The organism is Agrobacterium sp. A3-95 (assembly GCF_053521785.1).
This window is the reverse complement of sequence record NZ_JBNWDR010000001.1, coordinates 139434-165592: the sequence shown is the minus strand read 5'-3', so window position 1 is coordinate 165592 and position 26159 is coordinate 139434. Positions and strand designations below refer to the sequence as shown.

At 59.6% G+C, this 26159-nt stretch carries 27 protein-coding genes and 1 pseudogene; 4 read left to right on the top strand and 24 right to left on the bottom strand.

Annotation, left to right across the window (positions count from 1 at the left end; genetic code table 11):
• Positions 1 to 21: 21 nt before the first annotated feature.
• The 9 genes from ACQZ5Y_RS00815 to ACQZ5Y_RS00775 all read right to left on the bottom strand — a co-directional run bounded on the left by ACQZ5Y_RS00815 (position 22) and on the right by ACQZ5Y_RS00775 (position 6179).
• Complete coding sequence (locus ACQZ5Y_RS00815; RefSeq protein WP_038490476.1) at positions 22 to 705, bottom strand: metal-binding protein ZinT; 684 nt, start codon at positions 703 to 705, stop codon at positions 22 to 24.
• 200 nt (positions 706 to 905) lie between these two features.
• A complete protein-coding gene (locus tag ACQZ5Y_RS00810) occupies positions 906 to 1727 on the bottom strand; it encodes a mechanosensitive ion channel family protein (RefSeq protein ID WP_019565366.1) in 822 nt (273 codons plus the stop codon).
• 79 nt (positions 1728 to 1806) lie between these two features.
• Positions 1807 to 2325, bottom strand: coding sequence for a tyrosine phosphatase family protein (locus ACQZ5Y_RS00805; RefSeq protein WP_019565367.1), 519 nt, complete (start codon positions 2323 to 2325; stop codon positions 1807 to 1809).
• The gene (locus ACQZ5Y_RS00800; RefSeq protein ID WP_065658088.1) at positions 2322 to 2957 is read right to left on the bottom strand and encodes an HD domain-containing protein; all 636 of its coding nucleotides are present in this window, start codon (positions 2955 to 2957) and stop codon (positions 2322 to 2324) included. The genes ACQZ5Y_RS00805 and ACQZ5Y_RS00800 overlap by 4 nt, the downstream gene beginning before the upstream one ends.
• A 2-nt stretch (positions 2958 to 2959) precedes the next feature.
• Positions 2960 to 3808: a CAF17-like 4Fe-4S cluster assembly/insertion protein YgfZ gene (ygfZ, locus tag ACQZ5Y_RS00795; RefSeq protein ID WP_174049310.1), complete on the bottom strand. Its 849-nt coding sequence runs from the start codon at positions 3806 to 3808 to the stop codon at positions 2960 to 2962.
• A gap of 190 nt (positions 3809 to 3998) precedes the next feature.
• The gene (locus tag ACQZ5Y_RS00790; RefSeq protein ID WP_026330794.1) at positions 3999 to 4766 is read right to left on the bottom strand and encodes a hypothetical protein; all 768 of its coding nucleotides are present in this window, start codon (positions 4764 to 4766) and stop codon (positions 3999 to 4001) included.
• 14 nt (positions 4767 to 4780) lie between these two features.
• Entirely contained in the window at positions 4781 to 5038 is a 258-nt protein-coding gene (locus ACQZ5Y_RS00785) for a hypothetical protein (RefSeq protein WP_003496894.1), read from the bottom strand.
• A 105-nt stretch (positions 5039 to 5143) separates the two neighbouring features.
• Positions 5144 to 5584 (bottom strand): TIGR02301 family protein, encoded by a 441-nt coding sequence (locus tag ACQZ5Y_RS00780; protein WP_003512294.1) that lies wholly within the window; start codon positions 5582 to 5584, stop codon positions 5144 to 5146.
• A 178-nt stretch (positions 5585 to 5762) separates the two neighbouring features.
• Positions 5763 to 6179 carry an NUDIX hydrolase gene (locus ACQZ5Y_RS00775; protein WP_003512297.1) on the bottom strand — a complete coding sequence of 139 codons (417 nt, stop codon included), beginning with the start codon at positions 6177 to 6179 and terminating at the stop codon, positions 5763 to 5765.
• A 106-nt stretch (positions 6180 to 6285) separates the two neighbouring features.
• Between ACQZ5Y_RS00775 and ACQZ5Y_RS00770 the strand changes: the two genes are divergently transcribed.
• Together ACQZ5Y_RS00770 and ACQZ5Y_RS00765 are read left to right on the top strand one after the other, a co-directional pair.
• Positions 6286 to 6609 carry a YnfA family protein gene (locus ACQZ5Y_RS00770; protein WP_026330795.1) on the top strand — a complete coding sequence of 108 codons (324 nt, stop codon included), beginning with the start codon at positions 6286 to 6288 and terminating at the stop codon, positions 6607 to 6609.
• Between the two features lie 10 nt (positions 6610 to 6619).
• The gene (locus tag ACQZ5Y_RS00765) at positions 6620 to 7381 is read left to right on the top strand and encodes an SOS response-associated peptidase (RefSeq protein WP_174049311.1); all 762 of its coding nucleotides are present in this window, start codon (positions 6620 to 6622) and stop codon (positions 7379 to 7381) included.
• A 75-nt stretch (positions 7382 to 7456) separates the two neighbouring features.
• On the opposite strand, the gene ACQZ5Y_RS00760 is transcribed toward ACQZ5Y_RS00765, so the two are convergent.
• The 6 genes from ACQZ5Y_RS00760 to ACQZ5Y_RS00735 form a co-directional block, all read right to left on the bottom strand.
• Positions 7457 to 8749 (bottom strand): GGDEF domain-containing response regulator, encoded by a 1293-nt coding sequence (locus ACQZ5Y_RS00760; protein WP_065688173.1) that lies wholly within the window; start codon positions 8747 to 8749, stop codon positions 7457 to 7459.
• Between the two features lie 403 nt (positions 8750 to 9152).
• Positions 9153 to 9284: a hypothetical protein gene (locus ACQZ5Y_RS00755; RefSeq protein ID WP_003496883.1), complete on the bottom strand. Its 132-nt coding sequence runs from the start codon at positions 9282 to 9284 to the stop codon at positions 9153 to 9155.
• Positions 9285 to 9456: 172 nt separating this feature from the next.
• Positions 9457 to 10326, bottom strand: coding sequence for a CDP-diacylglycerol--serine O-phosphatidyltransferase (gene pssA, locus ACQZ5Y_RS00750; RefSeq protein ID WP_003512304.1), 870 nt, complete (start codon positions 10324 to 10326; stop codon positions 9457 to 9459).
• Between the two features lie 23 nt (positions 10327 to 10349).
• On the bottom strand, positions 10350 to 11048 hold the full coding sequence (locus ACQZ5Y_RS00745; protein ID WP_003512305.1) for a phosphatidylserine decarboxylase: 699 nt from the start codon (positions 11046 to 11048) through the stop codon (positions 10350 to 10352).
• Positions 11049 to 11212: 164 nt separating this feature from the next.
• A complete protein-coding gene (locus tag ACQZ5Y_RS00740) occupies positions 11213 to 13099 on the bottom strand; it encodes an ABCB family ABC transporter ATP-binding protein/permease (RefSeq protein WP_174049312.1) in 1887 nt (628 codons plus the stop codon).
• 109 nt (positions 13100 to 13208) lie between these two features.
• The gene (locus ACQZ5Y_RS00735; RefSeq protein ID WP_174049313.1) at positions 13209 to 15212 is read right to left on the bottom strand and encodes a LysM peptidoglycan-binding domain-containing protein; all 2004 of its coding nucleotides are present in this window, start codon (positions 15210 to 15212) and stop codon (positions 13209 to 13211) included.
• 156 nt (positions 15213 to 15368) lie between these two features.
• Between ACQZ5Y_RS00735 and ACQZ5Y_RS00730 the strand changes: the two genes are divergently transcribed.
• Together ACQZ5Y_RS00730 and ACQZ5Y_RS00725 are read left to right on the top strand one after the other, a co-directional pair.
• Positions 15369 to 15989 carry an LOG family protein gene (locus tag ACQZ5Y_RS00730; RefSeq protein WP_065688176.1) on the top strand — a complete coding sequence of 207 codons (621 nt, stop codon included), beginning with the start codon at positions 15369 to 15371 and terminating at the stop codon, positions 15987 to 15989.
• Positions 15990 to 16183: 194 nt separating this feature from the next.
• Complete coding sequence (locus ACQZ5Y_RS00725) at positions 16184 to 17944, top strand: peptidoglycan D,D-transpeptidase FtsI family protein (protein WP_174049314.1); 1761 nt, start codon at positions 16184 to 16186, stop codon at positions 17942 to 17944.
• Between the two features lie 57 nt (positions 17945 to 18001).
• Here ACQZ5Y_RS00725 and rarD read toward each other — a convergent pair whose 3' ends face one another.
• From rarD to purF, 9 genes and pseudogenes are all read right to left on the bottom strand, one after another.
• Positions 18002 to 18910, bottom strand: coding sequence for an EamA family transporter RarD (gene rarD, locus ACQZ5Y_RS00720; protein WP_003512314.1), 909 nt, complete (start codon positions 18908 to 18910; stop codon positions 18002 to 18004).
• Between the two features lie 215 nt (positions 18911 to 19125).
• Positions 19126 to 20082, bottom strand: coding sequence for a prolyl aminopeptidase (pip, locus tag ACQZ5Y_RS00715; protein ID WP_174049315.1), 957 nt, complete (start codon positions 20080 to 20082; stop codon positions 19126 to 19128).
• A 3-nt stretch (positions 20083 to 20085) separates the two neighbouring features.
• Positions 20086 to 20565 carry a GFA family protein gene (locus tag ACQZ5Y_RS00710; RefSeq protein WP_174049316.1) on the bottom strand — a complete coding sequence of 160 codons (480 nt, stop codon included), beginning with the start codon at positions 20563 to 20565 and terminating at the stop codon, positions 20086 to 20088.
• A complete protein-coding gene (locus ACQZ5Y_RS00705; RefSeq protein WP_003512324.1) occupies positions 20562 to 21026 on the bottom strand; it encodes a GFA family protein in 465 nt (154 codons plus the stop codon). The genes ACQZ5Y_RS00710 and ACQZ5Y_RS00705 overlap by 4 nt, the downstream gene beginning before the upstream one ends.
• Positions 21023 to 21499: a GFA family protein gene (locus ACQZ5Y_RS00700; RefSeq protein WP_080798881.1), complete on the bottom strand. Its 477-nt coding sequence runs from the start codon at positions 21497 to 21499 to the stop codon at positions 21023 to 21025. Before ACQZ5Y_RS00700 ends, ACQZ5Y_RS00705 begins: the two co-directional genes overlap by 4 nt.
• Positions 21496 to 21864: pseudogene (locus ACQZ5Y_RS00695) on the bottom strand (endonuclease domain-containing protein). The gene ACQZ5Y_RS00700 and the pseudogene ACQZ5Y_RS00695 overlap by 4 nt, the downstream one beginning before the upstream one ends.
• Positions 21865 to 22120: 256 nt before the next feature.
• Positions 22121 to 23506 carry a cysteine--tRNA ligase gene (cysS, locus tag ACQZ5Y_RS00690; protein WP_013635827.1) on the bottom strand — a complete coding sequence of 462 codons (1386 nt, stop codon included), beginning with the start codon at positions 23504 to 23506 and terminating at the stop codon, positions 22121 to 22123.
• A gap of 225 nt (positions 23507 to 23731) precedes the next feature.
• Positions 23732 to 24472, bottom strand: a complete 741-nt coding sequence (locus tag ACQZ5Y_RS00685) for an SDR family NAD(P)-dependent oxidoreductase (protein ID WP_019565381.1) — start codon at positions 24470 to 24472, stop codon at positions 23732 to 23734.
• Between the two features lie 150 nt (positions 24473 to 24622).
• On the bottom strand, positions 24623 to 26116 hold the full coding sequence (gene purF / locus ACQZ5Y_RS00680; RefSeq protein WP_003512343.1) for an amidophosphoribosyltransferase: 1494 nt from the start codon (positions 26114 to 26116) through the stop codon (positions 24623 to 24625).
• Positions 26117 to 26159 lie beyond the last annotated feature (43 nt).

Here is a 26159-nt window from a genome sequence, read left to right as displayed (position 1 = left end):
AAAACCAGGAAGAGTGCGATCTTAATGCGCCGCCATTTCCTCGACGATCTCAGGGCCATCCATCTGGAACGGATAATAGGTTGGCCAATTGGTCACCTCGTCCAGAAGTGCCTTGCGGTCATTGCCCCAGTAGAGGTGGTAATGGCCGGCTTTTTTAGGCGCGATGGTGTGATCGCTGAACTGAATGAATTGCGGTGCATCCGCATCGCCGCCGGTCTTTTTGAAGATGTACCGCACGCCGCGATTACCCTTCTTGTAGGTCAGGATTTCCTGGCCGTCGCTGACATAAGTGCCTTGCGTTGGTTTGCCTTCCTTATAAAACGCCACGTTGTCGCCCTTGATGGTGATGCGATTGACATCCGTTTTGTAGCCAATTTCGTAATAGGCACGATATTCGGCTGCTGTCTTGTCGCCGTGGGCTGCCTTCTCCGCCATGATCCCATCGAGAGAACCGTTCAGCAGATAGGGATAGACTGACTGCCAGTCACCTTCCCAGTCTGAAAGCATGCGTGGCTTCACCTGCGCATCCTCGAAGTAACCCTTGTAGATCTGTTTCTCGGCTTCGGTCTGGCCATGGCTGTGATCGTGGCTGTGACTATGCGCGGTGGACGTCTTGTCTTTTCCGGCCGCCAGTGCCGGGGCTGTCATCAGCAGCATGGAACCGATTGCAAGCGCGCCGGTGACGCGGGTGATGGTTTTTTGCATTCTTCTGGCCCTTATGTGGTTATAAATCGAAGGGTAAGTTATGTAATAACATTACGCATAGGTCGTATAAACACGTCCTTCGCCAGACGCAAGAGCGCCTGCCGCCACCCTTGCGCGAAAAATGGTGAAAGCCGGCTCAGGGCCGGCTTTCATATGGGAAAAAGTTGTATGGAGAAGGGAGCGGCTGGGACGCTCTCAATTCACGCGGTTTGTGCGGTTAATTCCGCCTTGCGCTCATCGAAAGCGAGCTTCATTGCCTTCGTCACGTCACGCGTGGTTGCGAAGTAATTGTCGCTACGCGCCCAGTAGCGCAATTTCACGGTGGCGCTGTCGGCGCTGACCGAATCGACGAAGGTAACGGGGGCGGGGTCCAGCAGTACCCGGCTTTCCGAGCGCACCACACGCATCAGCATGTCCTGTGCCGCAGCCAGATCCTCGTCGCTCTTAACCGTCAGGCTCAATTCGTGGCGGCGTGAGGGAAAGCGGCTGTAATTGGTGATCGGCACGTTCCACAGGGTAGAATTTGGCGCAAGGCGGTAAAGCCCATCGCTGGTTTTAAGCTCGGTCGCAAATAGGCCGATTTCGATCACCGTGCCGCTCACGGCGCCAGTCTCGATATATTCGCCAACCCGGAAGGGACGCAGCACCAGAAGCATGATGCCGGCGGCGATGTTCTGCAATGTGCCCTGAAGCGCCAGGCCGATGGCGAGGCCGGCAGCGCCGAGTGCCGCAAGAATGGAGGCCGTCTGTACGCCAAACTGGCCAAGCACCATGACCAGCACCAGAATAAGCACCACGTAACGGATGGCACCCGCGAAGAAACCGGCAAGCGTCGCATCGAAGCCGCGGATGCGGGACAGGCCCTGAAAAGCCCAGCGCTGCAGGAAAGTCGCGGCCAGCCAGCCGATGATCAGAAGCAGCAGCGCACCGATGATCGAAAAGGAATATTGCACCGCCAGCGTGCTCGCCTGCCGTACCGCTGCCTGCGATGCGACGATGATATCCGTTGCCTGTTGTTCCATGAATTATCCCGTGATTCTTATTGCTGTTCTGCTTTGGTAACGACTGGATGCCGCAGGGGTTCCGCCAAAAACGGAGCCGTCAGTTGGAGAGAGGCAGCACGAAGGGTACGTTGCCGTCCGTATCCGCGCCCCTGCCGATCGTCTTGATTGCCGCCACCAGCCTGCCATCCCGCCCAAGCAACCGGTCCCCGATTGCGATGATGCGGGCATTGGGGGTGGCGTAAGGTGAGGCGGTGCGCAGGCTGAGCGCAAGCGCCATCTCGTCCTGATCCGGATAAAGGCTGAGTGCTGCAATGACGGCTGCGGCAGGAGAGCGCGACACGCCCATCCAGCAATGGATGAGAAGCGGTGCGGACTGGTCCCATTCGCGGGCGAAATCGATCAGCCGCAGCACATGCGCATCGTCAGGCGCGATGAGATCGCCGGTGCCCTTGAAGCTGATGTCGTTCATCGCAAGGGTCAGGTGCCTTTCGGCTGAGATCACCGCCGGGCGGTGAAAGGTCTGCTCCTTTGCTATCAGCGTCACCATTTCACGGGCTTTGTGCTTCACGGCCATTTCCGCGATCCGCGACAGCGGCGATACGACGATGGAAGTCATTTAACCCCTCCAGCCGCGTTGCCGGTTTTGACCACGCGCATCGCCTCGATCGCCTCGAAGCGTTCAATGAACCGCTTCTGCGCCTCGGTCGAGGGAAGCGGGATAATGTCGAACATATCGCGGGTGATGCCGCGCGGCAGGCCGAAGAATTTTTGTGCCTCGGCAATGGAAAAACCGGCAAGCTCCGTCGCCTCGAAAAAGGCGGCAACCGTATCTGCCTTCTTGATACGGTCCTTTAGCTCGCCCGAGGCATGCGGCGGCAGGCCAAAGCGCAGATGCACGGCCGCTTCCAGCCTTTTCTCCACGGTTTTATAACCGCCGCCAACCACGGATTTGAACGGCGAGATCATGTCGCCGATGACATATTCCGGGGCGTCGTGCAAAAGCGCCATCTGCATATCGTCGGGCGTCGCATTCGCACATATGCGGCAGAAAATGTTTTCGACGATGAGGCTATGCTGGGCGACGGAGAAGGCGTGATCGCCGCGCGTCTGGCCGTTCCAGCGGGCGACGCGGGCAAGACCATGGGCGATATCGGCGATTTCTACGTCGAGCGGTGAGGGGTCGAGCAGGTCGAGCCGCCGTCCAGAAAGCATGCGCTGCCAGGCGCGCGGACTTTTAGCGGGCGCCACGCCTATTCCTCCGCCTGTACCGCAGGATCGACGACGGGGAAGGAGATGCCGCTCCAGGCCGGCAAGGCCACAGTCACGGGAACATTCTCGGCAGTGAGCGGCGTGGCGGAGGCGAGCGCATCGGCAACGCGGTCTGTCCGCACGATGGCAAGTCCCGTGTTGCCGCAAACGGTTCCAAGCGCCCCGACCGGTTTTCCATTGGCGGTGATTTCGGTTCCGGTTGCGGGAAGCGCGCTTTCAGCCGAAACGGTGACGACCCGCCGTCTTGCTGTGCCGCGATGTTTCATGCGCGAGACGACTTCCTGACCGACGAAGCAACCCTTTTTGAACGAGACGCCGTCATTTACATCCATCAGCACATCATGCGGAAAAGCATCCTGCAACGCGTAATCCCGGCCGGATTCGGCAATTCCGTGCTCAATGCGCAGGGCATCATATGCCGTTATGTCGCCAGAGGCTGAAGCACCCGGCACGCGGAACAGATTGATGCCGGCCTTGGCGAAACGGCCGTCCTTCGCGCCCGCCTCCGGCACGCTGTCGCTCCAGAAAACGCTGACGCCTTCTATCGGTTCGGCCTTGAGATCGACGGGCGCGCGCAGCTTGTACATGGTCAGGCGGCGCAGCAGCGCATCCTGTTCGGCAGCGCCCGATTCGATCAGATAATCCGGCCCATCGCGCGCGATCAGGAAATCGAACAGGATCTTGCCCTGCGGCGTCAGAAGTGCCGAGGCGCGCGCCTCGCCTTGCTGCAGGTTTTCAACATCGGCCGTGATCAGATTGTTCAGAAACTCTTCGGCACCCGTGCCGGAAACTCTGATCAGGCGGCGGTCGGCAAGAAAGGCGGAAGGCATGGCATCACCGTTCGGTTCATCGAAAGCATTTCCGGCCAGGGTTGCTGTGGGCTGCCCGAGGCAATCTGAAGAAATGCTCTCTTTTTGTTTTCGCGCAGTTCCATTTGCAGAACCGCGACGCGCTTCTGCTGAATTGCTCATGCCGCACAGTTAGGATTTTTGCAAAAGAACGGCAAGCACCGCCGCGCGATCAATCGCCGGCGGTGAAGAACTTCCACTTGCCATCGGGCGAAATGCCGATGCGGTAAAAGCTGTAATTACCGTATTCCTGCATATCAGCCAGATCGCCCGCCGTGATGATGCGCAGCAGCTCGACCTTTTCCGGCGCGGTCAGCGTATTGAGCGGCTTTCCGGAGAAATAGGGGAAAACATAGGCTTCATCCGGGGTGCCGGCGTCGACATGGGCATAGCCCGTGGAAAGCAGATCGATGATGATCGCCAGCACTTCCAGACCGTCGGGGTCGCCAGAGTAGCTTTTCAGCGCTGCGATCGGGTCGTCGCTGTCATTGCCGTCGATACGGAACTGCTTGTCGCTGGCGGCGATGAAAGGCCGCAGTTTTTCGATATCGCCCGAAGAGGCGGCGTCGATGATCTGCTGGCGAAGCTTGCGCACAGCTTCCGGCGCCTTTGAAATATCATGCTCGATAACGACCGACATTTCCGGCGTGTTGCCCGGCTTGGCCGGTTGCTGGGTCGATTGACCGGCGGAACGGTCGACCAGAGGGTCGGGCAGGGGAATGCCGTCCGAATCACCTTCGATCTCGTCGGGCTCAGGAGCCTGGGGCCGTTGCGGCTGTTCGCCACTTTGGGCTTGCGGCTCGCCTTCGGTATTTTGTGCGGGTTTCAGCTCGGAAAGCGCAAAGGCGCGGCTGGGCAAGCCAATGGACCCGGCGGTCAAGGCAGCCAAGATGGACAGCATGGCGGAAGAGCGCAAAAGCCCCTTGCTCAGGCAAGACATGACAGACCCCGACTTTACTGTATCACGCGCTGCGGGGAAAATTCGCCTTCAAGCATGCGCTGGCGCAGCGATTCCAGCATTGCTTCAGCACCGGCTTCGCCGTGCATACGGATGGTTTCGCGCATGGCCAGAGCGATTGCGGCATCGGCGATGATCTCCGGCTCGATGCCGTCGGCCATGCCGTCAGCCCATGCCTCGTTCTGGTGTTCCAGAGCGACCTGCATCTTTTCATGCACGATCATGTCGTCGATTTCGTTACGGCTCGTCTGCATTTTTCATCCTCGACAGGGCGGGCAAGTCCTTACCACCCTGTTAACAACACTAGCAGCCTTTTATCAAAACGGCACGGGCTGCGGCGAAAAGAGGTTAACAATCCGCTAATTTCCGAACCTGGACGCAATTTCCTGGGCGAGTGTTGCCCCTTCGTTACGGTAGCCCTCTTCTGCCATGACGGCGGCGCGTGTGCAACTGCTGTGGATGGCCGCAAAGGAACGATATCCACGGTTGAATGCAGCCGTCATGCGCTGGCGCCTTTCAGGTTCGTTGGCCGTATCGGCCGCCAGAAGATCGCTCATCGATTTGCGCCAGTCCTCCGGACCGGAGGAAGGGCACAGGGTTCTCAGATATTGCACCGCCCCCAATATCTCCGACAGCCGTGCCAGCCTGTCGTCATAGGGAGCGGGTTTGGGCGGTTGTGCTTCCGGCGGGCGAACCTCACTGGAAGCAGCCTTCGAAGGCTGCGCATGAGCGACGCCGTCTTGCCCGGCGGGTACAAGCATGGTCAGGAAAAAAGACAGGAAAATGGTTGGCCGTATCAAAATTTTATTCTGCCCCACACATACTCGTGAACACCCGGCGGGCGGATTGGTCCTAAAGCCATCGCGGTCTTTCAGACCGCCCCGTCAGCTTTAGGTCTATATCATGTCGTTATCGCAAAACTGCTGCACAGTGTTGCGCGACATCCTCTAGATAATAGCGATTCTGCCTGGCTGGCAATCATGCAAGCAGCCGCTCGGCGCATTCGACGACGCTTTCCGGTGCCGGCAACCGGCGGATTTCCGACAATGTGAACCAGCCTGCATCCGCCGCGTCGTCGGCCGCCGTCACCGCCGGGTCCGCATCCGTTTCCACGGTAAAGACGGAGAGGAAATAGTGGCTCGTCAGCGCACCTTCGGGGTCGCGCGACGGCAGGTCATAGGTCGCAAACAGCTGCGGTTTACGCGCGACGATACCGGTTTCCTCCTGAAGTTCGCGCAGCGCCGTCTCGGCTGGCGTTTCACCCTCTTCGCCGCGCCCGCCCGGAAAGGCGAACATGTCTTTCGACGGCGGATTTATACGGCGCACGAGCAGCAGCCGATCTCCATTCCGGACGATGGCGGAGGAGGCGGGGCGGGGCTTGATACGAAGGGTCATGAATGGTTTCGCTTGTTTCAGCCGTCTTGGGCCTGTCTATATTGGTCCGGGAATACCGATGGTATATTCGGGAATCGCATCGATTGTGCACGCAGAAGACGGTGGAATGAAGGTCTATCTTATTTATGCCCTGGCGGCTGTTGCGGAAATCGCCGGTTGCTTTTCCTTCTGGGCGTGGCTGAAGCTTGGCAAGACAGGCTGGATATTGCTTCCAGGAATGCTGGCGCTCGCCGCTTTCGCCTGGGCTTTGACGCTGGTGCCGACCGAGACCGCGGGCAGGGCCTATGCCGCCTATGGCGGGATTTACATTGCCGCATCGCTTCTCTGGCTCTGGGGTGTTGAGGGGCAAGTACCGGATAGATGGGATATCGCTGGCGGTGCGGTCTGCCTCGCGGGCACGGCTATCATTTTATTCGGTCCCCGGGCCTGAGGAGCAGACAATGTGCGGACGTTTCGTGCTCAAAGCGACACCGGAAGAGATTGCCGATTATCTTGACCTGATCGGCCTTGAAGATTTTCCCGCCCGTTTCAACATCGCGCCCACACAGCCGATCCTGATCGTGCTGGAGGGTGAACGGCAGGAGCGCGGCAGTAACCTGCCCAACCGTCGGGCGATGCTGGTGCGCTGGGGTTTTCTGCCCGGCTGGGTCAAGGACCCGAAGGATTTTCCCCTGCTCATCAATGCGCGTTCGGAAACGGCCATCGGCAAGGCATCCTTTCGCGCCGCCATGCGCCATCGCCGCGTGCTGGTGCCTGCCACCGGCTTTTACGAATGGCGCCGCGCGCCGAAGGAGGAGGGCGGCAAGCCGCAGCCCTATTTCATCCGCCCGAAGAACGGCGGCATCGTCGCCTTTGCCGGCCTCATGGAGACGTGGTCTTCCGCTGACGGGTCCGAGGTCGATACCGGCGCCATCCTAACCACTGCTGCCAACGCCGCGATCCGCCGCATTCACGACCGTATGCCGGTGGTAATCGCGCCGGAGGATTTCAGCCGCTGGCTGGATTGCAAGACGCAGGAACCGCGCGAGGTGGCCGACCTGATGCGCCCGGTTCAGGATGATTTTTTCGAGATGATCCCGGTATCGGACAAGGTCAACAAGGTCGCCAATGTCGGCGCTGACCTTATCGAGCCGGTGCCGGAAAGCGCGCCGCTCGCGAAAATCAGGCTACCTAAGGATGATGGCCAGATGTCATTGTTCTGATGTGCTTGCTGGCATTCGAGGCTGGTCATCGCGGATCGATACGGTCACTCCACAGTTGCCCATCCTGCGCCCGTCTTACCCGTTCCGCCCGATTTTCTGCAGGCCTTCCTGGATCATGATGTCGGAATAGACGCGGTTGCGGCCGTTCGCCTTGGCGAGGTAGAGCAGCTGGTCTGCGGCATTGAGCTGATTGTCGAAGGGTTCGCCCTTTTCGATTTCCACGACGCCGAGCGAAATCGTCAGCGCCAGGCTGCTGCCGCTCAGCTGGCGGCCGTTCTTTTCGACGGCGCCGCGCAGCTCTTCGCAGAATTGATAGGCGGCATGCGCATTGAGCCCACGCAGGAACACGGCGAATTCCTCGCCGCCAAGGCGCGCGGGAATGTGGCGCTGCTCATGGCACATGTCGTGCAGCAGTTCGGCAAGCTTCTTCAGCGCCCTGTCGCCGGCATCATGCCCCAGCGTGTCGTTGATCTTCTTGAAATGGTCGATGTCGAGAATGGCGACTGCGCCGTTCTCGTCATTGTCGTTGATGACGTCCATCAGCGCCCGCGTACGCTCGAAGAAGGAGCGGCGGTTCGGCAATCCGGTCAGATGATCCCGCTCTGCCAGTTCACGCAGCCGTTTCAGCTGTTTCAGCGTTTCGATATTGTTGTCGATGCGGCACTGCAATTCTTCCGGCACGAAGGGACGGTAGACGAAATCCGATGCTCCGGCCTTGAGGAAGCTTGCCGAAAGCAGCCGGTCCGTGGAGGACGAGATGCCGATGACCCGCAGGTCTTCCGAGGAACGGCTGTCGCGGATGCGGCGCGTCAGCTCGTAGCCGTCCATGTCAGGCATATGGTAATCGGTGATGACGAGCTGAATCGATGGGTCCTGCGACAGGATTTCCAGCGCCTGCTTGCCAGAATGGGCTTCGCTGACCCTGAAATTCTGCCGTTCGAGGATTTCCACGAGGCCGGAACGCGCCGTCCGCACGTCATCCACTACCAGCACGGAAAACAGTCTGTTGGTCAAAATCCGGTCGACCGTTTTCACCACGGCATCAACGGTGCGATGGCCATCCTTGACGATGTAGTCGATTATTTTCTTTTCGGCGTAGCGCTTGCGCGCCTCCTCATCCACCGTGGCGGTGAAGACGATCGCCGGCACCTTGTGGTCGGCAAGAAGTGCGAGAATTTCACCCTTCGGCGCATCGGGCAGATTGAGACCGGTGAGTGCCAGCGTGAAATCATGGGCGCGCAGCAGGATATCGGCCTGCGCCATGCTGTCACAATGGATCACTTCGGCTGCCGTTTCCTCCGAAAGCCGCGACTTCAGCAGCATGGAAAGAGCGACGGAATCTTCAATCAGAAGGATTTTATCCTGCATGCCGTATGAAGCCCCCCATGGCCCGTCTTCGTTGGTTTTCCCGCAACGTCCGAATTGGTCCGATACCGCCTGTCAACGGCATCGAAAATCGGCCTTGTTCGCTGTAGCAGGAAGAATCGCTAAAGTAGAAATTTTTTTGATGCTCAGTAGTCGATGCGAGACTATCCGTACAGTCGTCCCGTGGAAGTCGAATACTTTACTTCGTTTTGGTTGCAGCTTCGTTACAGATCGGGAAGTTTTATAAAACAGGCCGGTTACGCGGTTCTTGATGGGGGCCGTACAAACGGAGACGGCGCTAATATTAGCGCCGCACATTTAACCGGGTGTTTTTTTCGGATTGACCGTTACCATCGCAAAGTCTGCGAGGCCTTGGATGCTGTGCTTTCAAGAAAAGCGAATGGTTTCAAGCGGTTTTGGCGGCGGGCTTGCGCTTCAGCATCAGGGCTGCGGCCGCAACGGCCTTCAGTCCGAGCGGTCGGTAGTGGCTGTTGAGGTCGGGCTTCGCCTGCGGCTGTGCCTTCGTCTCGTTCGTCATTTCTCTTTCTCCACAATTCACGTCAATCGCCGTTTCGATGCGTGTGAGCTACTTCTTTCGTGGGTAATCTTGACGGATTCGAGGCGAAAGAAAGCGAAGCCCGCTTTTCGGGCTGCGACATTTTGTGTCACATCAAACGACGGTTCGTGGGAGAAAAATAATACCTGCGGTTTCAAATACCGCGATCAAGGCCGTTGCCGCCATTGGCGTCGTCATGCGCGTCCTCCTCAATCGTCAGCGTGCCATAACGGCGGTGCCAGAGGCGGGCGCTGATGGGGATGAACACGAGATAGGCAGCAACCGTCAGAACCAGTACCTCCCAGGTGAAGCTCATCAGCATCGCGACGTAAAGCACGACGACGAGGATCATCGGCAGCACCAGATCGCGGCGAATGCGGCTGGTACCTGACTTCCCCGACCAGACCGGCAGGCGGCTGATGAGAAGATAACCGATCAACACGGTGTAGGCGGCGGCGATATAGGCGAAGGGCTTGCCTGGCTCGACACCAAGGAAGCCGAGATAAACAGGCAGAAGCACCAGCATGGCGCCCATCGGCGCCGGAACGCCCACGAAAAATTCGTTCTGCCACGGCGCCTTCACCGGGCGCTCGATCATGACGTTGAAGCGCGCCAGACGAAGGCCTGCGGCAATCACGTAGATGAGGGCGGCGATCCAGCCTATCGAACGCGCCTGATCGAGCATATAGATATAGACGACGAGGGCAGGGGCGACGCCGAAATTGACGATGTCGGCCAGACTATCCATCTGTTCGCCGAATTTGGATGTCGCCTTCATCATCCGGGCGATGCGCCCGTCGATGCCGTCGAGGAAGGCGGCAAGCAGCACCATGCCCACGGCCAGCTCGAACCGGCCTTCAATGGCGAGGCGCACGCCGCTCAGGCCCGCGCAGATGGCCAGCACGGTGATGAGGTTGGGTATCACGAGGCGAAAGGGAATTTCCCTCAGGCGCGGCCCACGGCCGCTGTCGTTGCGGCCCTCATGTTTTCCGTTCTGTTGCGGCTCCGAGATCGGCGTTTCCATGGCGCATGCCCTTCCTGTTTTCGTCAGCCGCGACGGCTAAGGACCGGACCCTTGGCGGAGCCGAACTCGGCCAGAACCGTTTCGCCGGCAATTGCCGTCTGGCCCACCGAAACGCGCGGCTGAAAACCTTCGGGAAGGAAGATATCGAGGCGCGAACCGAAACGGATAAGACCGAAACGCTCGCCGGCATCAACTGGTTCATTCGGCTTGACCCAGCAGACGATACGGCGGGCGACCATGCCGGCAATCTGCACCACGCCAACCTTGCCATGCGCTGTCTCGATGACGAGGCCGTTGCGCTCATTGTCTTCGGAGGCCTTGTCCACTTCCGCATTGAGGAAGAGGCCGGGGCGGTAGGCGACATTGACGATGCGGCCGCGCACGGGCGCGCGGTTCACATGGCAGTTGAACACGTTCATGAACACCGAAATGCGCACCATCGGCTCCTTGCCGAGTTCCAGCTCCAGCGGCGGAACGACGGTCTGGATGGCGGACACCTTGCCATCGGCAGGGCTGATGATCAGGTCGTCATCCTGCGGCGTCACGCGCTCGGGGTCGCGGAAGAAGTAGGCGCACCAGGCCGTCAGCACCAGACCGACCCAGAACAGCGGTTCGGATATCCAGCCGAGCACCAGCGATGCCACGAAGAAGGCGGCCACGAAGACGTAGCCTTCCTTGTGGATCGGTACGATGGTGTTGCGAATGGTGTCGAACAGATTCATAAGTTTCCTTGCTCCGGTTTCCGCCTGCCGCGTCTTTATATGGTCGTGATACGACATCATCCATACGGGCATGCGACAAAGTTCGCTTAGCTGGTTACAGCCAAACTCCCCGCCCGGCAATGGTCCGGTTGGTGTGCCGCCCTGTTGTCAGGGGTTTATGCCCGTCAATGCGCGGGTTCGCCGCGGTCAACAACGCCAAGATCGTCGGTTTCGCGAACATGGCGCAGCATTTCCTCTGCCCGGATGGCTTCGCGCTGGCGGCTCCACATCGAGGCATAAAGCCCGTTCTGTGCCATCAGCGAGGCGTGGGTTCCGCGCTCGGCGATCAAACCTTCCTTCAGCACGATGATTTCATCAGCGCTGATGACGGTGGAGAGGCGGTGGGCGATGACCAGCGTCGTGCGGTTTTTCGAAACGATATCAAGCGCGCTCTGGATTTCCTGTTCCGTGTGGGTGTCCAGCGCAGAGGTCGCTTCATCGAGAATGAGGATCGGCGGCGCTTTCAGAATGGTTCGCGCAATCGCCACGCGCTGCTTTTCGCCGCCGGAAAGTTTCAAGCCCCGTTCGCCAACCATGGTGGCGTAACCCTCCGGCAGTTTGCCGATGAAAGCGCTGATCTGGGCCGCATCCGCCGCTGCCGTGACCTCCTCGGTCGTTGCCGAAGGGCGTCCGTAACGGATGTTGTAGGCGAGCGTATCGTTGAACAGCACGGTATCCTGCGGCACCATGCCGATCATCGAGCGCAGGCTCTTTTGCGTCACGTGGCGAATGTCCTGCCCGTCGATGGTGACGGCGCCTTCCTGAATATCGTAGAAGCGATAAAGCAACCGCGAGATCGTCGATTTTCCGGCACCCGAAGGACCGACGATCGCCACCGTCTTGCCCGCAGGCACATCGAAGGAAATGCCCTTCAGGATCGGTCTTTCCGGATCGTAGGCGAAATGCACGTCGCGGAAGGAAATGGCACCCGGTCCGGCCACAAGCGGCTTCGCATCCGCCCTGTCGGTAACCTCGGCCTCGACCTCGAGAAGTTCGAACATCTGTTCGATGTCGGTCAATCCCTGGCGAATTTCACGATAGACGAAACCGATGAAGTTCAGCGGTACCGAAAGCTGCAGCAGAAGCGCGTTGATGAACACGAAATCGCCGATGGTCTGCTCGCCGCGCTGCACGGCCATCGCCGACATCACCATCATGACAGTGGAGCCGATGCCGAAGATCACGCCCTGGCCGAAGTTCAGCCAGCCGAGCGACGTCCAGATCGAGATCGCCGATTTTTCGTAACGCTCCATGGCGACGTCAAAGCGCTTCGCCTCCATCTCCTCATTGCCGAAATATTTGACGGTTTCGAAGTTCAACAGTGAATCGATCGCCTTGGTGTTGGCGTCGGTATCGCTGTCGTTCATGGCGCGGCGAATGGAGATGCGCCAGTTGCTGGCCCGCACGGTGAACCAGATATAGGCCCAGACGGTGACAACCGTGACCAGCACATAGGAAAAGCCGTAGGAGGTCCAGAAAATGATCGCCGTCAGCAGGAATTCGATGAAGGTCGGTGCGGTGTTGAGAATGGTGAAGCGGACAATGGTTTCGATGCCCTTGGTCCCACGCTCGATAACCCGTGAAAGCCCGCCTGTCTTGCGCTCCAGATGGAAACGCAGGGAAAGCCGGTGCATGTGCACAAAGGTTCTATAGGCGAGCTGGCGCACGGCATGCTGGCCGACGCTGGCAAACAGCGAATCGCGCAGCTGGTTGAGCCCGACCTGTATCAGCCGCGTCAGATTATAGGCGATGACAAGCGCGACAGCACCGAGCAGGAAGGCCGGAACCAGCCCGACCATGTCCAGCTTGCCGTTCAGCGCATCCGTTGCCCATTTGAAGAAATAGGGAACGAGGATCAGCACCAGCTTGGCGAAAACGAGAAACGCCGTCGCCCAGATCACCCGCATTTTCAGGTCAAGGCGGCCTTCCGGCCACATGTAGGGCCAGAGGTTGATGAGGGTCTGCGTGGGATTGCTGGAATCCGCCGAAATGGTTTTTTTCTTGGTGGCCATCATTTGCTCCGGGCACTGCCGGAAGCCGACAGCAGGGCGGCGGCTCTGGAATGCCGCCGTGCTTGTCACAGGTAGGGTTGTTGCGGGGTCACCGCAATGTCTTGAACGATCAGGAACCGCTCTTCAGACGCTTGCGATGAAGTTCTTCCGCATTCGGCAGTGCCTTCTCCGGCACACCGAAAATCTGGCCGGGCTCGATCAGGTCAGGATTTTTGATCTGATCCTCGTTGGCGAGGTAGATCGTGGTGTAACGCACGCCCTGTCCGTAAACGCGGCGGGAAATCTGCCACAGCGTATCGCCGCGGCGGATGATGACGCTGTTCTGGCTTTCGGCAAGCGGCGGCTGCTCGAAGGTCTGCGGACCGGCGGGCGCCTGCGGTGCAGGTGCGGGCGGCGCGATGATGTGGAGGTCGGCAAGGCGGCTTGCCAGCGTGGCGATGCCCTTGCCGATCCCGGCAACGTCGTTCGGCCATGCCTCTACCGATGTCAGCAGCTGACGTGCCTTGGCGGCGATATCGCCGGCAAAGGCGGTAAAGGACGGCTCGGTGCCTGCGGCGGTGCGGAACTCGGAGAGCGACTTGAGGCCGATCACCACGGCGGAGCGGCCGGCAATGGCCTGGTCGAGCGCCGGTGTGGCCTGATCCTTGTAGAGATTGGACAGAATGCCGAAGGCCTTGGCGACATCCGTGCGCAGCTTTTCGAATGCAGCGCGGTCGCTTGCCGTGCTCTGGTTTTCAGAGGGCGCGGTCGTCGTGGCGGCGGATGGCGTTGCGGACGGTGCCTGCATGGCGACGGTTGCCTGGTCGGTCTGCGGGCGCTCGAAAGGAACGCGTACGCGCACCTTCACCGTGCCATCGGCATTCAGCTCTTCGACAGTGATGATATGGCTGCCGACGGAAAGATCGACATTGCCCTCGATGACGAAATGGCCGGAGGCCTCCGTGGTGCTTTTGCCGATTTCCTTGTCGTCGACCAGCGCGCGCACGCTCGAAGCGGCAGGCGCGGAACCCGCAACGAAAATCTTCGAGCCTTCGAATTCGACGGCGGTTACCTGAACGGTCGAAGTCAACGGAGCGGCGGCAGCGGACGGAGCCGGGGTACCAGCGGCAGGCGCGGGCGTCGTGGTGGCGGCAGCTGTTGCCGACTGGCCCGGTTGCGCGGCTTGCGGGGGCTGGAGTGCTGAAGGTGCCGCCTCCGGCATTGCCAGCACGCGGCTTGCTTCACCGGGCTTGGACACCATTGCCAAGAGTTCGCCCGCCTTGCCGTTGGGCACGGAAACGGTTGCGACTTCTTCGGATTGCGTTGCCTTGCCGCTGGCGTCGGTCGAGCGCAGCACCAGCTCATGGTCGCCCGGTGGCAGGGGATTGTCAAAAATGGCGGCGAAATCGCCTGATCCGTCGATGGTCGTCTGCGCGATCACCTTGCCGTTGCTGAGAATTTCAAGCTTGGAGCCGGGCTGTGCCTTGCCTGCGACCACAGCCGAACCATCGGGCTCGACGCGAAGCACGTCAAAGGTCGGTGCGCCCGATGTGGACTGCGCTGCATCGGCGGCAGGAGCGGCGGGTTGGGTCTGCTGTGCAGCACCATCGTCGGTGCCGGTGAAGACGCCCGCCAGACGGCGAACCTGTGCTGCCGCCGCCGCTGCACTATCCGGCAGACCGCGCAGGAAAGCGGTGGTGCGTTCGGCCGCAGTGCGCGCCGTGGTGATGAGGCGCGACGTCGTTTCATCCAGCGTCTCGGGAATTTCGATATTGGTCAGTTCCTTGAGCGATGCCTCGACCTTCTTGCGTGCTGCCGCAAAGTCGGCGTCGGACGGAACCTTGCTATCGGCGAAAAGCGTGGTCAGATCCTTGATCGACTGGGTTGCGGAAGCCGCGAGGCGCCCGACCTTGTCGGCGATATTGGCGGTCTCCTGAGCGGCGTCGGACAGGATGTCGCCCGCCTTGTCACTGCCCATTTCTACGCTGTTCTTCACCGCGTTGCCCGCTTCGTTGATGGCATCGCCGATGGGTTTGCCGTCATTGGAAATTCTAGGCAGGACGAAAAAGATCATGAGCAGGGACGCGATGCCCAGCACGATCAGTGCCAGCAAACCGGCTTTATTGTTTTTCATCCTGGAATCTCCGGGTATTGTAAGCTTTTTACACGAGTTCAGATTGCTAGCGTCTTACCTTGCCCCAGACAAGCGGCGTGGCCGTAAAAGGCCATATTTGCAAGGGATTTCCCAAATTTTCTTGACGTGTCGCATCCGGCATAGTTCCTTCCCATCATGACGGACAAAAATACAGCGATTCGATCCATCTGCGTTTATTGCGGCTCCCAGCCCGGACGTGACCCGGCTCACATGGAAGCAGGCCGCGCGCTTGGGAAATCCATTGCCGAAAACGGCATTCGCCTGGTCTATGGCGGTGGCACCAAGGGCATCATGGGCGCGGTCGCCAGCGGCGTTCTTTCCAACGGCGGCGAAGTAACGGGTATCATACCGGAATTTCTGGTCGATATGGAGGCTACACGCCATTCTCTCGGACAATTGAACGAGCTTATCGTCACCAAGGACATGCATGAGCGCAAACATATGATGTTTGAGCGCTCGGATGCTTTCGTAACGCTGCCGGGGGGCGTCGGCACGCTGGAAGAGATCGTCGAAATCATGACCTGGGCGCAGCTCGGTCGTCACGCCAAGCCGATTGTCTTCGCCAATATCAACGGCTTCTGGAACCCGATGCTGGAACTTGTGCAGCATATGCGCGATCAGGGTTTCATCCATCGCGCCCATCTTCTGAACCCGCTGGTCATCGATGAGGTCAAGGACATCGTGCCCGCCATCATCGACCGGGCGCTTGCGCAGCAGAACCCGGACGGCGACCCTTCGGTAATTTCCCGTCTCTAGGCATCGAATAAATGTTAACGAGCCGCCTCGCGGTTCGTTACAATTTTAAGTGTATATTAATAGAGATTTGACTGCGGCATCGCCCCGCCCGCTGTTTTCATGGCTCCGCGCCCGATCCTGTGCCAGCGTCTACAAGGCGTAGTCTGAGCGCGGAATTTGATTTTCGCCGCCATGATAGCGGGGCTCATTGGGGAATGATTGCTTTTTTGGTGCGGCTGAAAAGCCGGACGCATTTTATTATTCAGAGAAGTCCGTTTCAGGGCAGGGATGCGATCCTCGGTTCCGCTGCCCGCCGCCGGGTGGACGCGAAAAAGCGGCTCGGAATATTGATCGCCGTCTTTGCCGTTATCTATGGCGTCGTTGCAGCACGGCTTGTCCAATACGGCCTTGCCGAACCCATTTCGACCGCATGGATCAATACCGGCGCTACAGCAGTCGCCTCCCGTCCCGATATCCTCGACCGCAACGGCACTCTGCTCGCGACCGATCTCAACATGGTGTCGCTCTATGCGGATCCGCGTCGGGTCGTGGACGCGGATGAGGTTGTCGAGAAGCTCGCAACCGTCATCCCCAATCTCGACTGGCGCGAGACGCACCGCAGATTGCGCTCGGACACCGGCTTTCAATGGCTGCGGCGCCAGCTGACGCCGCGCCAGCAGGCCGATATTCTCAACCTCGGCATCCCCGGCATCGGTTTCCGGCCGGAGAAACGGCGCTTTTATCCGGGTGGCCCCGCAGCCTCGCATATCATCGGCCACGTCAATGTCGACAATCAGGGCCTTGCGGGGATGGAACGTTATCTCGACCAGCAGGGCCTGGCCGACTTGCGCGCGACCGGCCTTGCCAGCGGTGCACCGCTGGAGCCGGTGAGGTTGTCGATCGATCTGCGGGTGCAGAATATCGTGCGTGAGGTCGTGCTCAAGGCGAAAACCGCCTATCAGGCGGAGGCTGCCGGTTCAGTGATATTGGATGTGGAGACGGGCGAGGTGCTGGCCATGGCATCGGTGCCGGATTACGACCCGAACGAGCCTTCCCGCACCCTTGCCGATGGCAGCATCGACAGGGAGTATGAAAAGGGCTGGTTCAACCGCATGAGCAATGCGACCTTCGAGATGGGATCCACCTTCAAGAGCTTCACACTTGCCATGGGACTGGATGCAGGTGCCATAACGCTCAACTCGGTGGTTGACGCGTCGCGACCCATCCGCATGGGAGGCTTCACCATCAAGGATTTCAAGGGCCGGAACCGCCCGCTGTCGATCCCGGAAGTGTTTCAATATTCATCGAATATCGGCACGGCGGCTGTTGCCGACAAGGTCGGGGTCGAAGGCCACCAGCAGTTCCTGACGAAACTGGGACTTCTCTCCAGAATGGACACGGAAATGCCTGGCGTTGCCACGCCCACCCAGCCGAGAACATGGAAGAAGATCAATTCCGTCACCATTTCCTTCGGCCATGGCGTTGCCACTACGCCTTTGCAGACGGCGGTGGCAGCAGCTGCGCTCATCAATGGCGGCAGCCTTATTTCGCCGACCTTCCTGCCGCGTTCCCGAGAGGATGCGGCAGTGCTTTCCCGCACCGTCATCAACGGAAAGACGAGCGCCGATATGCGTTACCTTTTCAACTGGAACGGCATCAAAGGGTCGGGTAGGGGTGCGCAGGTGGAAGGATTTCACGTTGGCGGCAAGACCGGAACCGCCGACAAGGTCATCAATGGCCGTTATGCCAAGGATATCAATTTCAACGCCTTCGTTGCCGGTTTTCCGATGCACAAGCCGAAATATGTCGTGCTGACGATGATCGACGCGCCCAGAACCGGCGTGAACGGAGGACGCACGGCTGCCTCGACGGCCGCACCCATGACCCGTGAAATCATCACCCAGACGGCTGGACTTCTCGGCGTCAAACCGCGCTTCGGTTATGACGCGACACCGCAATTGCTGGTCGATTATTGAAGACCCACATTCCCGTTACAGATACGGGAATGTGGAGAGCTGGCATGACGCGGAAGGTTATCGCTTCAGCCGCATCAGGCTAGATGCGGTATAGATCGCCAGCGCCACCCAGATCATTGCAAAGGCCGCCATCCGCACCATGTCGAACGGTTCCTTGAAGATGAAGATGGCGATGAGGAAGATCATCGTCGGCGCGATATATTGCATGATACCGATAGTCGACAGCCGCAGAAGCTTTGCACCATTGCCGTAAAGAATAAGCGGAACGGCGGTGACGATGCCGCTGGCCGCAAGCAGCCAGGTGTCGGTCGCATTGCCGGCCATGAAATGCGCCTGTCCGCTAATGGCAAGCCAGGCCAGCACCAGCACGGCCGGAACGGAAAGAAGCATGACTTCAAGCAGGAAGCCCTGTGTGGCGCCGATTGGCAGCGTCTTGCGGAAGAAGGCGTAAAAACCCCAGGACACGGTGAGCGCAATGGACACCCATGGCAGGCTGCCCGCATGCCAGGTGAGGATCGCAACGGCCAGCCCCACGAGGCCGATGGCGGCGATCTGCGCCGGATAAAGCTTTTCCTTGAGCAGTACCGCGCCGAGGAAGATGCTGAACAGCGGATTGATAAAATAGCCGAGCGCGGCATCGAGTGCGCGGCCCGCGCCGATCGCCCAGATATAGATGCCCCAGTTGATGCTGATGAGCGCAGCCGTGAGGCTTGCCATGGCGAGCATTTTAGGGGTTTTCAGCGCAGTGCGGATTTCCGCCGTGCGACCGAGAGCGATAAGGACGGCGGCGCCGATCGGCACCGACCAGATGACGCGGTGCACGATGACCTCTATCGGCGAAATATGCGCAACCGCCTTCATGTAGATGGGAAGGAATCCCCACAGCAGATATGCGGAGAGCGCGAAAGCAAAACCGCGTGCGCTATCGCCGCCCTCTTGGGCCGGAAGCGTTTTATCGAGTGCCATGGGAGTACCGCCAATTATTAGGGATGGCCCTTCATAACGGATCGGCGTAGCGCGGGCCAATTCATTTCCGTGAAGCGTTCATGAGAAAAACTGCATGAATAAAAGGCGATTTGCTCTTGAAACAGGCGACTTTGCGACCAAACGGATGATCCACGCACAAAAATCTGCGTGAATCATTGTCTCATCAGGCCGCTTCAAGCATCTGAAAGGCCTGCCTATTTCCCCCCGAAACGATCGGTTGCGCGGATCAGCTGGTCAAGAATACCGGGTTCGCTCAGCGCATGCCCGGCTGCCTCGACAATATGGAAATCCGTCTTCGGCCAGGCCTTGGCAAGCTGCCAGGCATATTTCAGCGGGCAGGGCATATCGTAACGCCCGTGCACGATGACGCCCGGAATATTGCGAAGCTTGCCGGCATCGCGCAGCAATTGCCCTTCCTCCAGCCAGCCGCCATTGACGAAGAAGTGGTTCTCGATGCGTGCGAAGGCGATGGCGTATTTATCCTCGCCGAAATCCTCGACGCGCGCCGGATCGGTAACAAGGGCGATGGTTGCGCCTTCCCACTGGCTCCATGCTCGCGCGCATTCGAGTTTCTTGGCTTCGTCCGTACCGGTGAGATAGCGATTATAGGCCTGCATCATCTCGCCGCGCTCGGCTTCAGGAATTGGCGCTATGAAGTTTTCCCAGCGATCGGGATACATTTCAGAAACGCCGAACTGGTAATACCAGTCCAGTTCCGGCCTGGTGACCGTGTAGATGCCGCGCAGCACCAGTTCGCTCACGCGTTCGGGATGAGTCTCGGCATAGGCGAGCGCCAGCGTCGAGCCCCAGGAGCCGCCGAAAACCAGCCATTTTTCAAAGCCGCACAGCGCACGGAGCCTTTCAATGTCGGCAACCAGATGCCAGGTGGTGTTGGCTTCCAGTTCCGCATGCGGCGTGGAGCGACCGCAGCCGCGCTGATCGAACAGGATGACGTCGTAAAGTGCCGGGTCGAAAACGCGGCGATGCGTGGGGTTTACCCCGCCGCCCGGACCGCCATGCAGGAAAACCGCCGGTTTCGCACCGCGTGTACCAACCCGCTCCCAATAGATCGTGTGCCCATCGCCGACATCGAGCATGCCGCTCTCGAAGGGTTCGATCTCGGGATAGAAGCTGCGCAATTCTTCGGTCATGTCTTACTTTCCTTCAGGTGGCCATTCGGCCGTGTCACGATCCGGGTGTTGCCGGTTGTTGACCGGTAGCCGGTTTTCATCCGGCGCAGCTTCCGGCTCGACCGGCAAGCCGTCAAGCTCCCCGAACCAATGCATTTTGCTGTCGAGATTTGATTGCGCCTCGGGCTTTATCAGCTCCGGCTCGTCCAGCGAACCAAGCGTGATGTTGATGAAATCGGCGTCCGGCATGTCATAGAAAAGCGGCGTGCCGCACCGTCCGCAAAAACCGCGCCGCACGTGATCGGACGACGGGAACCACGAAGCCTCGCCACGGGTCATTTCAAACTTCGCGCGGGTACTTGCTGCAAGCGGCATGAAATAGTTGCCCGATGCCTTCTGGCACATGCGGCAATGACACAGATGCGGATAGCGCAACCCGCCATCGATCCGGTAACGCACGGCGCCACACTGGCATCCGCCGCTGAAGCTTTCTGAACCGTTCATGCGCGGTCGTCTTCCGGCGGCCAGACCTTGGTGTCGTGGTCCGGGTGTTGGAAGGAGGTGATATCAGCCTCATCGACGCTCTGCTCGATCGCAGGTTTTGAAAACAGCTGCTCGATCCAGGGCATGCGCTTGTGGATATTGACCTGCACCTGCGGTTCGATCCGCTCCGGATGATCGAAAGCGCCGATCGCGATCTCTACGCCGCCAGGATAATGGTAGGTCAGCGGCGTGCCGCATTTGTTGCAGAAGCCGCGATGGATTTTCGCAGATGAACGGAAGAGGGAAGGCTGGCCGCGCGTCCATGTCAGATGCGCCTGATCGGCGGTGACGAGTGCACCGAAGAAATTGCCGAAATGCTTCTGGCACATGCGGCAATGGCAAATGGAGGGGCGACCGATCTTGCCCGCATGAAACCGCACGGCGCCGCACTGGCAGCCGCCGGAAAAGCCTGTTTCGCTCATCGTTTATTCTCCGGGGGCCAGCTCTCGGTGTCATGGTCGGGGTGCTGGTAGGAAACGAGGTTGGTCAGATAGTCGACCGAGGTCAGATCGTCTTCGGTTGGGACGGCGGGTAGCGTGTGGATGCTGTCGACGAAATCGATTTTGCGTTCCACGCCCCACTGAATGGTGGGCGGCAAGGCGGCAGGATCGTCGAAAGCACCGGCTGCAACCGCCATGCCATCCGGCGCCTCATAGGTCAGCGGCGTACCGCATTCTGCGCAGAAGCCGCGCTTGACGACGCTGGAGGACTGGAAGCGCTTGGGTTCGCCGCGCGTCCATTCGAATTCGACCTCACGCACCGAAACCAGCGGCGCGTAATAGGCCCCAAAAGCCTTCTGGCACATGCGGCAATGACAGATGGAACTGTCCTTGAGATCGCCGGTCGCGCGGAACCGGATCGCGCCGCACTGGCATCCGCCGGTGTAGGTGGTCATGGTTGGCTCTCCTTTACCGTTCGGATAATGTGGAGACAGACATTGTCCATGTCTTTCACAACATCTTCGTTCCAGAGCCGCAGAACCCGCCAGCCACACTGCTCGAGCGTCTCCGTTCGTTGCCGATCATAGTCTACCGCAGCATCTTCCGCATGCTAAAACCCGTCTAACTCGACAATGATCTTATGCGACGGGCAGGCGAAATCAACGATGTATCCTGCGACAGGCAGCTGGCGTCTGAAAGACAGGCCTGCAAGACGATGGGCACGGACGGCGTTCCAGAACTTGAGTTCGGCGCCTGTCATGGCCTTGCGCATCTGCCGAGCATGTTCCCGATGTCGGGGCCTGACCTTGGCATGGGGCATTGGGATGCTCGCGACTTGAACGGTTGCCGCGCGATTGTAGCATGGTGTGGACGAAATCAAGGGCCTGTCGTGGGGCATCACCCCCTCTGCCCTGCCGGGCATCTCCCCCTCAAGGGGGGAGATCGACAAGCGGCTAGCACGCTGCCTATGGGATGCGCGGGGACTTATCGCACTAGCGCGCGGCATCTGATCTCCCCCCTTGAGGGGGAGATGCCCGGCAGGGCAGAGGGGGTAAGTCCCAAGCCGCAGCAGCAAATTACCGCTTCAACTCCCAGGTCGTTGTCCGTTCCCCGGTTTCCTTATCCTTGCCATCCTTCAACTGAATGCCCTTCTCGGAAAGCTCGTCGCGCAAACGATCCGCCTCTGCAAAGTTTTTCGCCTTCAGCATTTCCAGACGCAGTTGCACTAGGGCATCGACTGCCGAAACGATAGCCTCGTCCACTTCCGCTTTCTTCGGCAATACGCCGAGCAGGGCGGCGCTGGCCGCAAAGGCGGGCAGGCGGGCAGGATCGGTGTTGGCGGCATGTGCCAGCGCGTGAAGCGCCTGCACGGCGGCAACCGTGTTCAGGTCGTCGGCAAGCGCATCAAGCACGGTTTCGTCCGGTGCCGCGTCGGAGGCTTCGGCCGCCGGCCACTTGGCGAGCAGACGTTCGGCCTCTTCGAGACGCTTCACCGAAAAATCGATTGGCTCGCGGTAATGCGTCATCAGCATGGCAAGGCGAAGAACCTCGCCCGGCCATTGGCGGCCGCCGAATTTTTCGGTGTGCAGCAATTCATAGATGGTCACGAAGTTGCCCTCGGACTTCGACATCTTGCGGCCTTCCACCTGCACGAAGCCATTATGCATCCACACATTGGCCATCACCTGCGTGCCGTGGGCGCAGCGGGATTGCGCGATTTCGTTCTCGTGATGCGGGAAGATGAGATCGAGCCCGCCGCCGTGAATGTCGAACACTTCGCCGAGGTAGCGACCGGCCATGGCCGAGCATTCGATGTGCCAGCCCGGACGGCCGCGGCCCCAAGGGCTTTCCCAGCCGGGCTCATTATCAGAGGAAAGTTTCCACAGCACGAAATCGCCGGGGGTCTTCTTGTGGGCTTCCACCGCCACGCGTGCGCCCGCCTGCTGTTCGTCCAGCGGGCGTTTGGACAGCTGGCCGTAATCGGCCATCGAGCGGGTGTCGAACAGCACTTCGCCGCCCGCCGCATAGGCATGGCCGCGCGCGATCAGCTTCTCGATGATGTCGATCATCTCGGCGATGTAGTCGGTGGCGCGCGGTTCAACGGTCGGCTGCAGGCAGCCAAGTGCTGCCACATCCTCATGGAATTGGTCGGCGGTCTTTTTCGTCACCGCGTGGATGGCGTCATTCAGCGGCAGATGCGGATAGTCGCGCAGCGCCCTTGCGTTGATCTTGTCGTCGAGATCGGTGATGTTGCGGGCGTAGGTCACATGGCTTTCGCCATAGACGTGGCGCAGCAGCCGATAAAGAACATCGAAAACGATGACCGGGCGCGCGTTGCCGATATGGGCGAAATCGTAAACCGTTGGTCCGCAGACATACATGCGCACATTGTCGGCGTCGATCGGCGCAAATTCCGTCTTTTCGCGTGTCAGGGTGTTGTGGAGTTTCAGGCGCAAGGACATGCGGGCGTTCCCTAAAGGCAGTCAATTGTCCTGGCCGGACCGTTTGTCTGTTGGACCTTGCGGGGAGACGAAAACGATCTGGCCGGTGGTGAACCAGCAAAAATTATTCAGCAGCAGGTGCAGATCGTTGTTTTCATGCCTTGCCTTATGGCGTGCCGGTGTTTCGCGGTCAAGCGTTTCTCGCAGGCGCCAGAAGCACCTTAAGAGATCGCCTTGACCAAAAGCCTATTCCGGCTGGCGGTAATCCAGGAATTTGCCTTCACGCACGACGAAGAGCTTGCCGGTTTCGGTAAGCTCAGGCGAGGCGAGTTGAACAATGGCGGCGGCAACTTCAGAAGGGTGCGGCACGTCTGCGGGGTCTTCGCCGGGCATGGCCTGGGCGCGCATCGCGGTGCGCGTCGCGCCGGGATTGATGCTGTTGATGCGCAGGGCGGTTTTATCTGTTTCCGCAGCCCAGGTCCGGGCAAGTGCCTCAACGGCGGCCTTGGAGGTGGAATAGACGCCCCAGAAGGGACGACAGCTATGGGCAGCACCGGAAGACAGGATCAACGCGCGCCCGGCATCCGATCGCAGGAGCAACGGTTCGACCGAGCGGATCAGCCGCCATGTAGCGGTGACATTGATGGTCATGACCCTTTCGAAGACTTTCGCTTCGATATGGCCGACCGGCGAGATGACGCCGAGAACACCGGCATTCGCGACCAGAATATCGAGCTTGCCCCAGCGCTCGAAGATATTGGCGCCCAGCGCATCGATGGCGTTCATGTCGGCGAGATCGAAGGGAACCAGCGTCGCGGTGCCGCCGACGGCCTTGATGGCGTCGTCCAGATCCTCGAGGCCGCCGACCGTGCGGGCGCAGGCAATGACGTGCGCACCGGCCTTGGCAAGCTCCAGCGCCGTGAAATAGCCGATACCGCGCGACGCGCCGGTGACGAGCGCGATCCTGCCCTTGAGATTGATGGTCATTTTGCCCCCTCCGAAATTCATTCCGCTTGTTTTATGAAGCCCCTGACGCCAACCGCAAGCGATCAAAACGCCGCAGCGGGTACTGTTTCAATCGCCCGCCACAAAAAAGCGGCCACCGGAAGCCGGTGGCCGCTTGTTATTTCAAGATTATCAGCCGTTGCTGGCCAGCACGGAAATCTTGCTGCCCATCGCCTCGCCGTTCTGGTCGAGAAGGCGGGTAGGGTAGTCGCCGGTGAAATAATGGTCCGTGAATTGCGGACGCGCATTGTTGCGGTTCTCGCCACCGACGGCGCGGTAAAGACCGTCGATCGACAGGAAGGCAAGCGAATCGGCGCCAATGAATTTCGCCATGGCGTCCACATCGGCATATTGGTTGGCGAGCAGCTTGTCGGCATCAGGCGTGTCGATGCCGTAGAAATCCGGATGGAAAATCATCGGGCTGGCAACGCGGATATGCACTTCTTTCGCGCCCGCTTCGCGGATCATCTGCACGATCTTCAATGAAGTCGTGCCGCGCACGATCGAATCATCCACCAGCACCACGCGCTTGCCTTCAATCATCGCCCGGTTGGCGGAATGCTTGAGCTTGACGCCAAAAGCGCGAATCTGCTGCGTCGGCTCGATGAAGGTACGGCCGACATAGTGGTTGCGGATGATTCCATATTCGAACGGAATACCGCTTTCCTGCGCAAAACCGAGCGCTGCCGGCGTGCCGCCATCGGGAACCGGAACCACAACGTCAGCTTCCAGCGGCGCTTCCTTGGCAAGGTTCATGCCCATGTTCTTGCGCGTCGTATAGACGTTGCGGCCGCCGACGACGGAATCGGGGCGGGCGAAATAGACATATTCGAACAGGCAGAGACGTTCCGGCTGCGGCTTCGAAGGCTTGCGCGCATCGATGGTGATCGAACCATCAGGCTGAATTTCGCAGATGATGACTTCGCCGTTTTCGACGTCACGCACGAATTTCGCGCCGATGATATCGAGAGCGCAGGTCTCCGAGCAGAAGATCGGCTTGCCGTCCAGCTCACCCATGACGAGCGGGCGGATGCCGATCGGGTCGCGGGCTGCGATCAGCTTGGTGCGGGTCATCGCCAGCATCGAATAGCCGCCTTCCATCTGGCGGATGGCGTCGATGAAACGGTCGGCAGTGGAGCTGTGACGCGAACGGGCGATGAGGTGCAGCACGACTTCGGTATCCGATGTCGACTGACAGATGGCGCCGGTGGCGATGATCTGTCGGCGAAGCGTCAGGCCATTGGTGAAATTGCCGTTATGGGCAATCGAAATGCCGCCTTCTTCCAGCTCGGCAAACAGTGGCTGCACGTTGCGCATCGCCACTTCGCCTGTCGTGGAGTAGCGGGTATGGCCAATCGCGATGGAGCCGGGCAGGCGGGCAAGGGTTGCCGGATCGGTATAATGATCGCCGACGAGGCCCATATGGCGTTCCTGATGGAAGCGCTTGCCATCGAAGGAGACGATGCCTGCTGCCTCCTGGCCGCGATGCTGAAGCGCATGCAGGCCCAGTGCAGTCAGGGCGGAGGCATCGGCGTGGCCGAGAATGCCGAACACGCCGCACTCTTCGTGCAGCGTGTCGCCGTCGATCTCTTCATTGAAAGTGGAATGCGAAAGCGGCTCAATCATCCGGCTTGCCCTTGCTCTCTACCGAGAAAAACGAAAGACCTCT

What these genes read in the sequence shown, in the direction of transcription:
- ACQZ5Y_RS00770 (WP_026330795.1), top strand. Translation starts at nt 6,286, where the DNA reads ATGAAGGTCTATCTTATTTATGCCCTGGCGGCTGTTGCGGAAATCGCC.
- ACQZ5Y_RS00785 (WP_003496894.1), bottom strand. Translation starts at nt 5,038, where the DNA reads ATGCAGACGAGCCGTAACGAAATCGACGACATGATCGTGCATGAAAAG.
- ACQZ5Y_RS00815 (WP_038490476.1), bottom strand. Translation starts at nt 705, where the DNA reads ATGCAAAAAACCATCACCCGCGTCACCGGCGCGCTTGCAATCGGTTCC.
- ACQZ5Y_RS00740 (WP_174049312.1), bottom strand. Translation starts at nt 13,099, where the DNA reads ATGGCCACCAAGAAAAAAACCATTTCGGCGGATTCCAGCAATCCCACG.
- ACQZ5Y_RS00710 (WP_174049316.1), bottom strand. Translation starts at nt 20,565, where the DNA reads ATGAACGGTTCAGAAAGCTTCAGCGGCGGATGCCAGTGTGGCGCCGTG.
- ygfZ (WP_174049310.1), bottom strand. Translation starts at nt 3,808, where the DNA reads ATGCCTTCCGCCTTTCTTGCCGACCGCCGCCTGATCAGAGTTTCCGGC.
- ACQZ5Y_RS00755 (WP_003496883.1), bottom strand. Translation starts at nt 9,284, where the DNA reads ATGACGAACGAGACGAAGGCACAGCCGCAGGCGAAGCCCGACCTCAAC.
- ACQZ5Y_RS00700 (WP_080798881.1), bottom strand. Translation starts at nt 21,499, where the DNA reads ATGACCACCTACACCGGCGGATGCCAGTGCGGCGCGATCCGGTTCCGC.
- ACQZ5Y_RS00725 (WP_174049314.1), top strand. Translation starts at nt 16,184, where the DNA reads ATGATTGCTTTTTTGGTGCGGCTGAAAAGCCGGACGCATTTTATTATT.
- ACQZ5Y_RS00805 (WP_019565367.1), bottom strand. Translation starts at nt 2,325, where the DNA reads ATGACTTCCATCGTCGTATCGCCGCTGTCGCGGATCGCGGAAATGGCC.
- pip (WP_174049315.1), bottom strand. Translation starts at nt 20,082, where the DNA reads ATGACCGAAGAATTGCGCAGCTTCTATCCCGAGATCGAACCCTTCGAG.
- purF (WP_003512343.1), bottom strand. Translation starts at nt 26,116, where the DNA reads ATGATTGAGCCGCTTTCGCATTCCACTTTCAATGAAGAGATCGACGGC.
- ACQZ5Y_RS00705 (WP_003512324.1), bottom strand. Translation starts at nt 21,026, where the DNA reads ATGAGCGAAACAGGCTTTTCCGGCGGCTGCCAGTGCGGCGCCGTGCGG.
- ACQZ5Y_RS00775 (WP_003512297.1), bottom strand. Translation starts at nt 6,179, where the DNA reads ATGACCCTTCGTATCAAGCCCCGCCCCGCCTCCTCCGCCATCGTCCGG.
- ACQZ5Y_RS00745 (WP_003512305.1), bottom strand. Translation starts at nt 11,048, where the DNA reads ATGAATCTGTTCGACACCATTCGCAACACCATCGTACCGATCCACAAG.
- ACQZ5Y_RS00735 (WP_174049313.1), bottom strand. Translation starts at nt 15,212, where the DNA reads ATGAAAAACAATAAAGCCGGTTTGCTGGCACTGATCGTGCTGGGCATC.
- pssA (WP_003512304.1), bottom strand. Translation starts at nt 10,326, where the DNA reads ATGGAAACGCCGATCTCGGAGCCGCAACAGAACGGAAAACATGAGGGC.
- ACQZ5Y_RS00730 (WP_065688176.1), top strand. Translation starts at nt 15,369, where the DNA reads ATGACGGACAAAAATACAGCGATTCGATCCATCTGCGTTTATTGCGGC.
- ACQZ5Y_RS00765 (WP_174049311.1), top strand. Translation starts at nt 6,620, where the DNA reads ATGTGCGGACGTTTCGTGCTCAAAGCGACACCGGAAGAGATTGCCGAT.
- cysS (WP_013635827.1), bottom strand. Translation starts at nt 23,506, where the DNA reads ATGTCCTTGCGCCTGAAACTCCACAACACCCTGACACGCGAAAAGACG.
- rarD (WP_003512314.1), bottom strand. Translation starts at nt 18,910, where the DNA reads ATGGCACTCGATAAAACGCTTCCGGCCCAAGAGGGCGGCGATAGCGCA.
- ACQZ5Y_RS00790 (WP_026330794.1), bottom strand. Translation starts at nt 4,766, where the DNA reads ATGTCTTGCCTGAGCAAGGGGCTTTTGCGCTCTTCCGCCATGCTGTCC.
- ACQZ5Y_RS00760 (WP_065688173.1), bottom strand. Translation starts at nt 8,749, where the DNA reads ATGCAGGATAAAATCCTTCTGATTGAAGATTCCGTCGCTCTTTCCATG.
- ACQZ5Y_RS00810 (WP_019565366.1), bottom strand. Translation starts at nt 1,727, where the DNA reads ATGGAACAACAGGCAACGGATATCATCGTCGCATCGCAGGCAGCGGTA.
- ACQZ5Y_RS00685 (WP_019565381.1), bottom strand. Translation starts at nt 24,472, where the DNA reads ATGACCATCAATCTCAAGGGCAGGATCGCGCTCGTCACCGGCGCGTCG.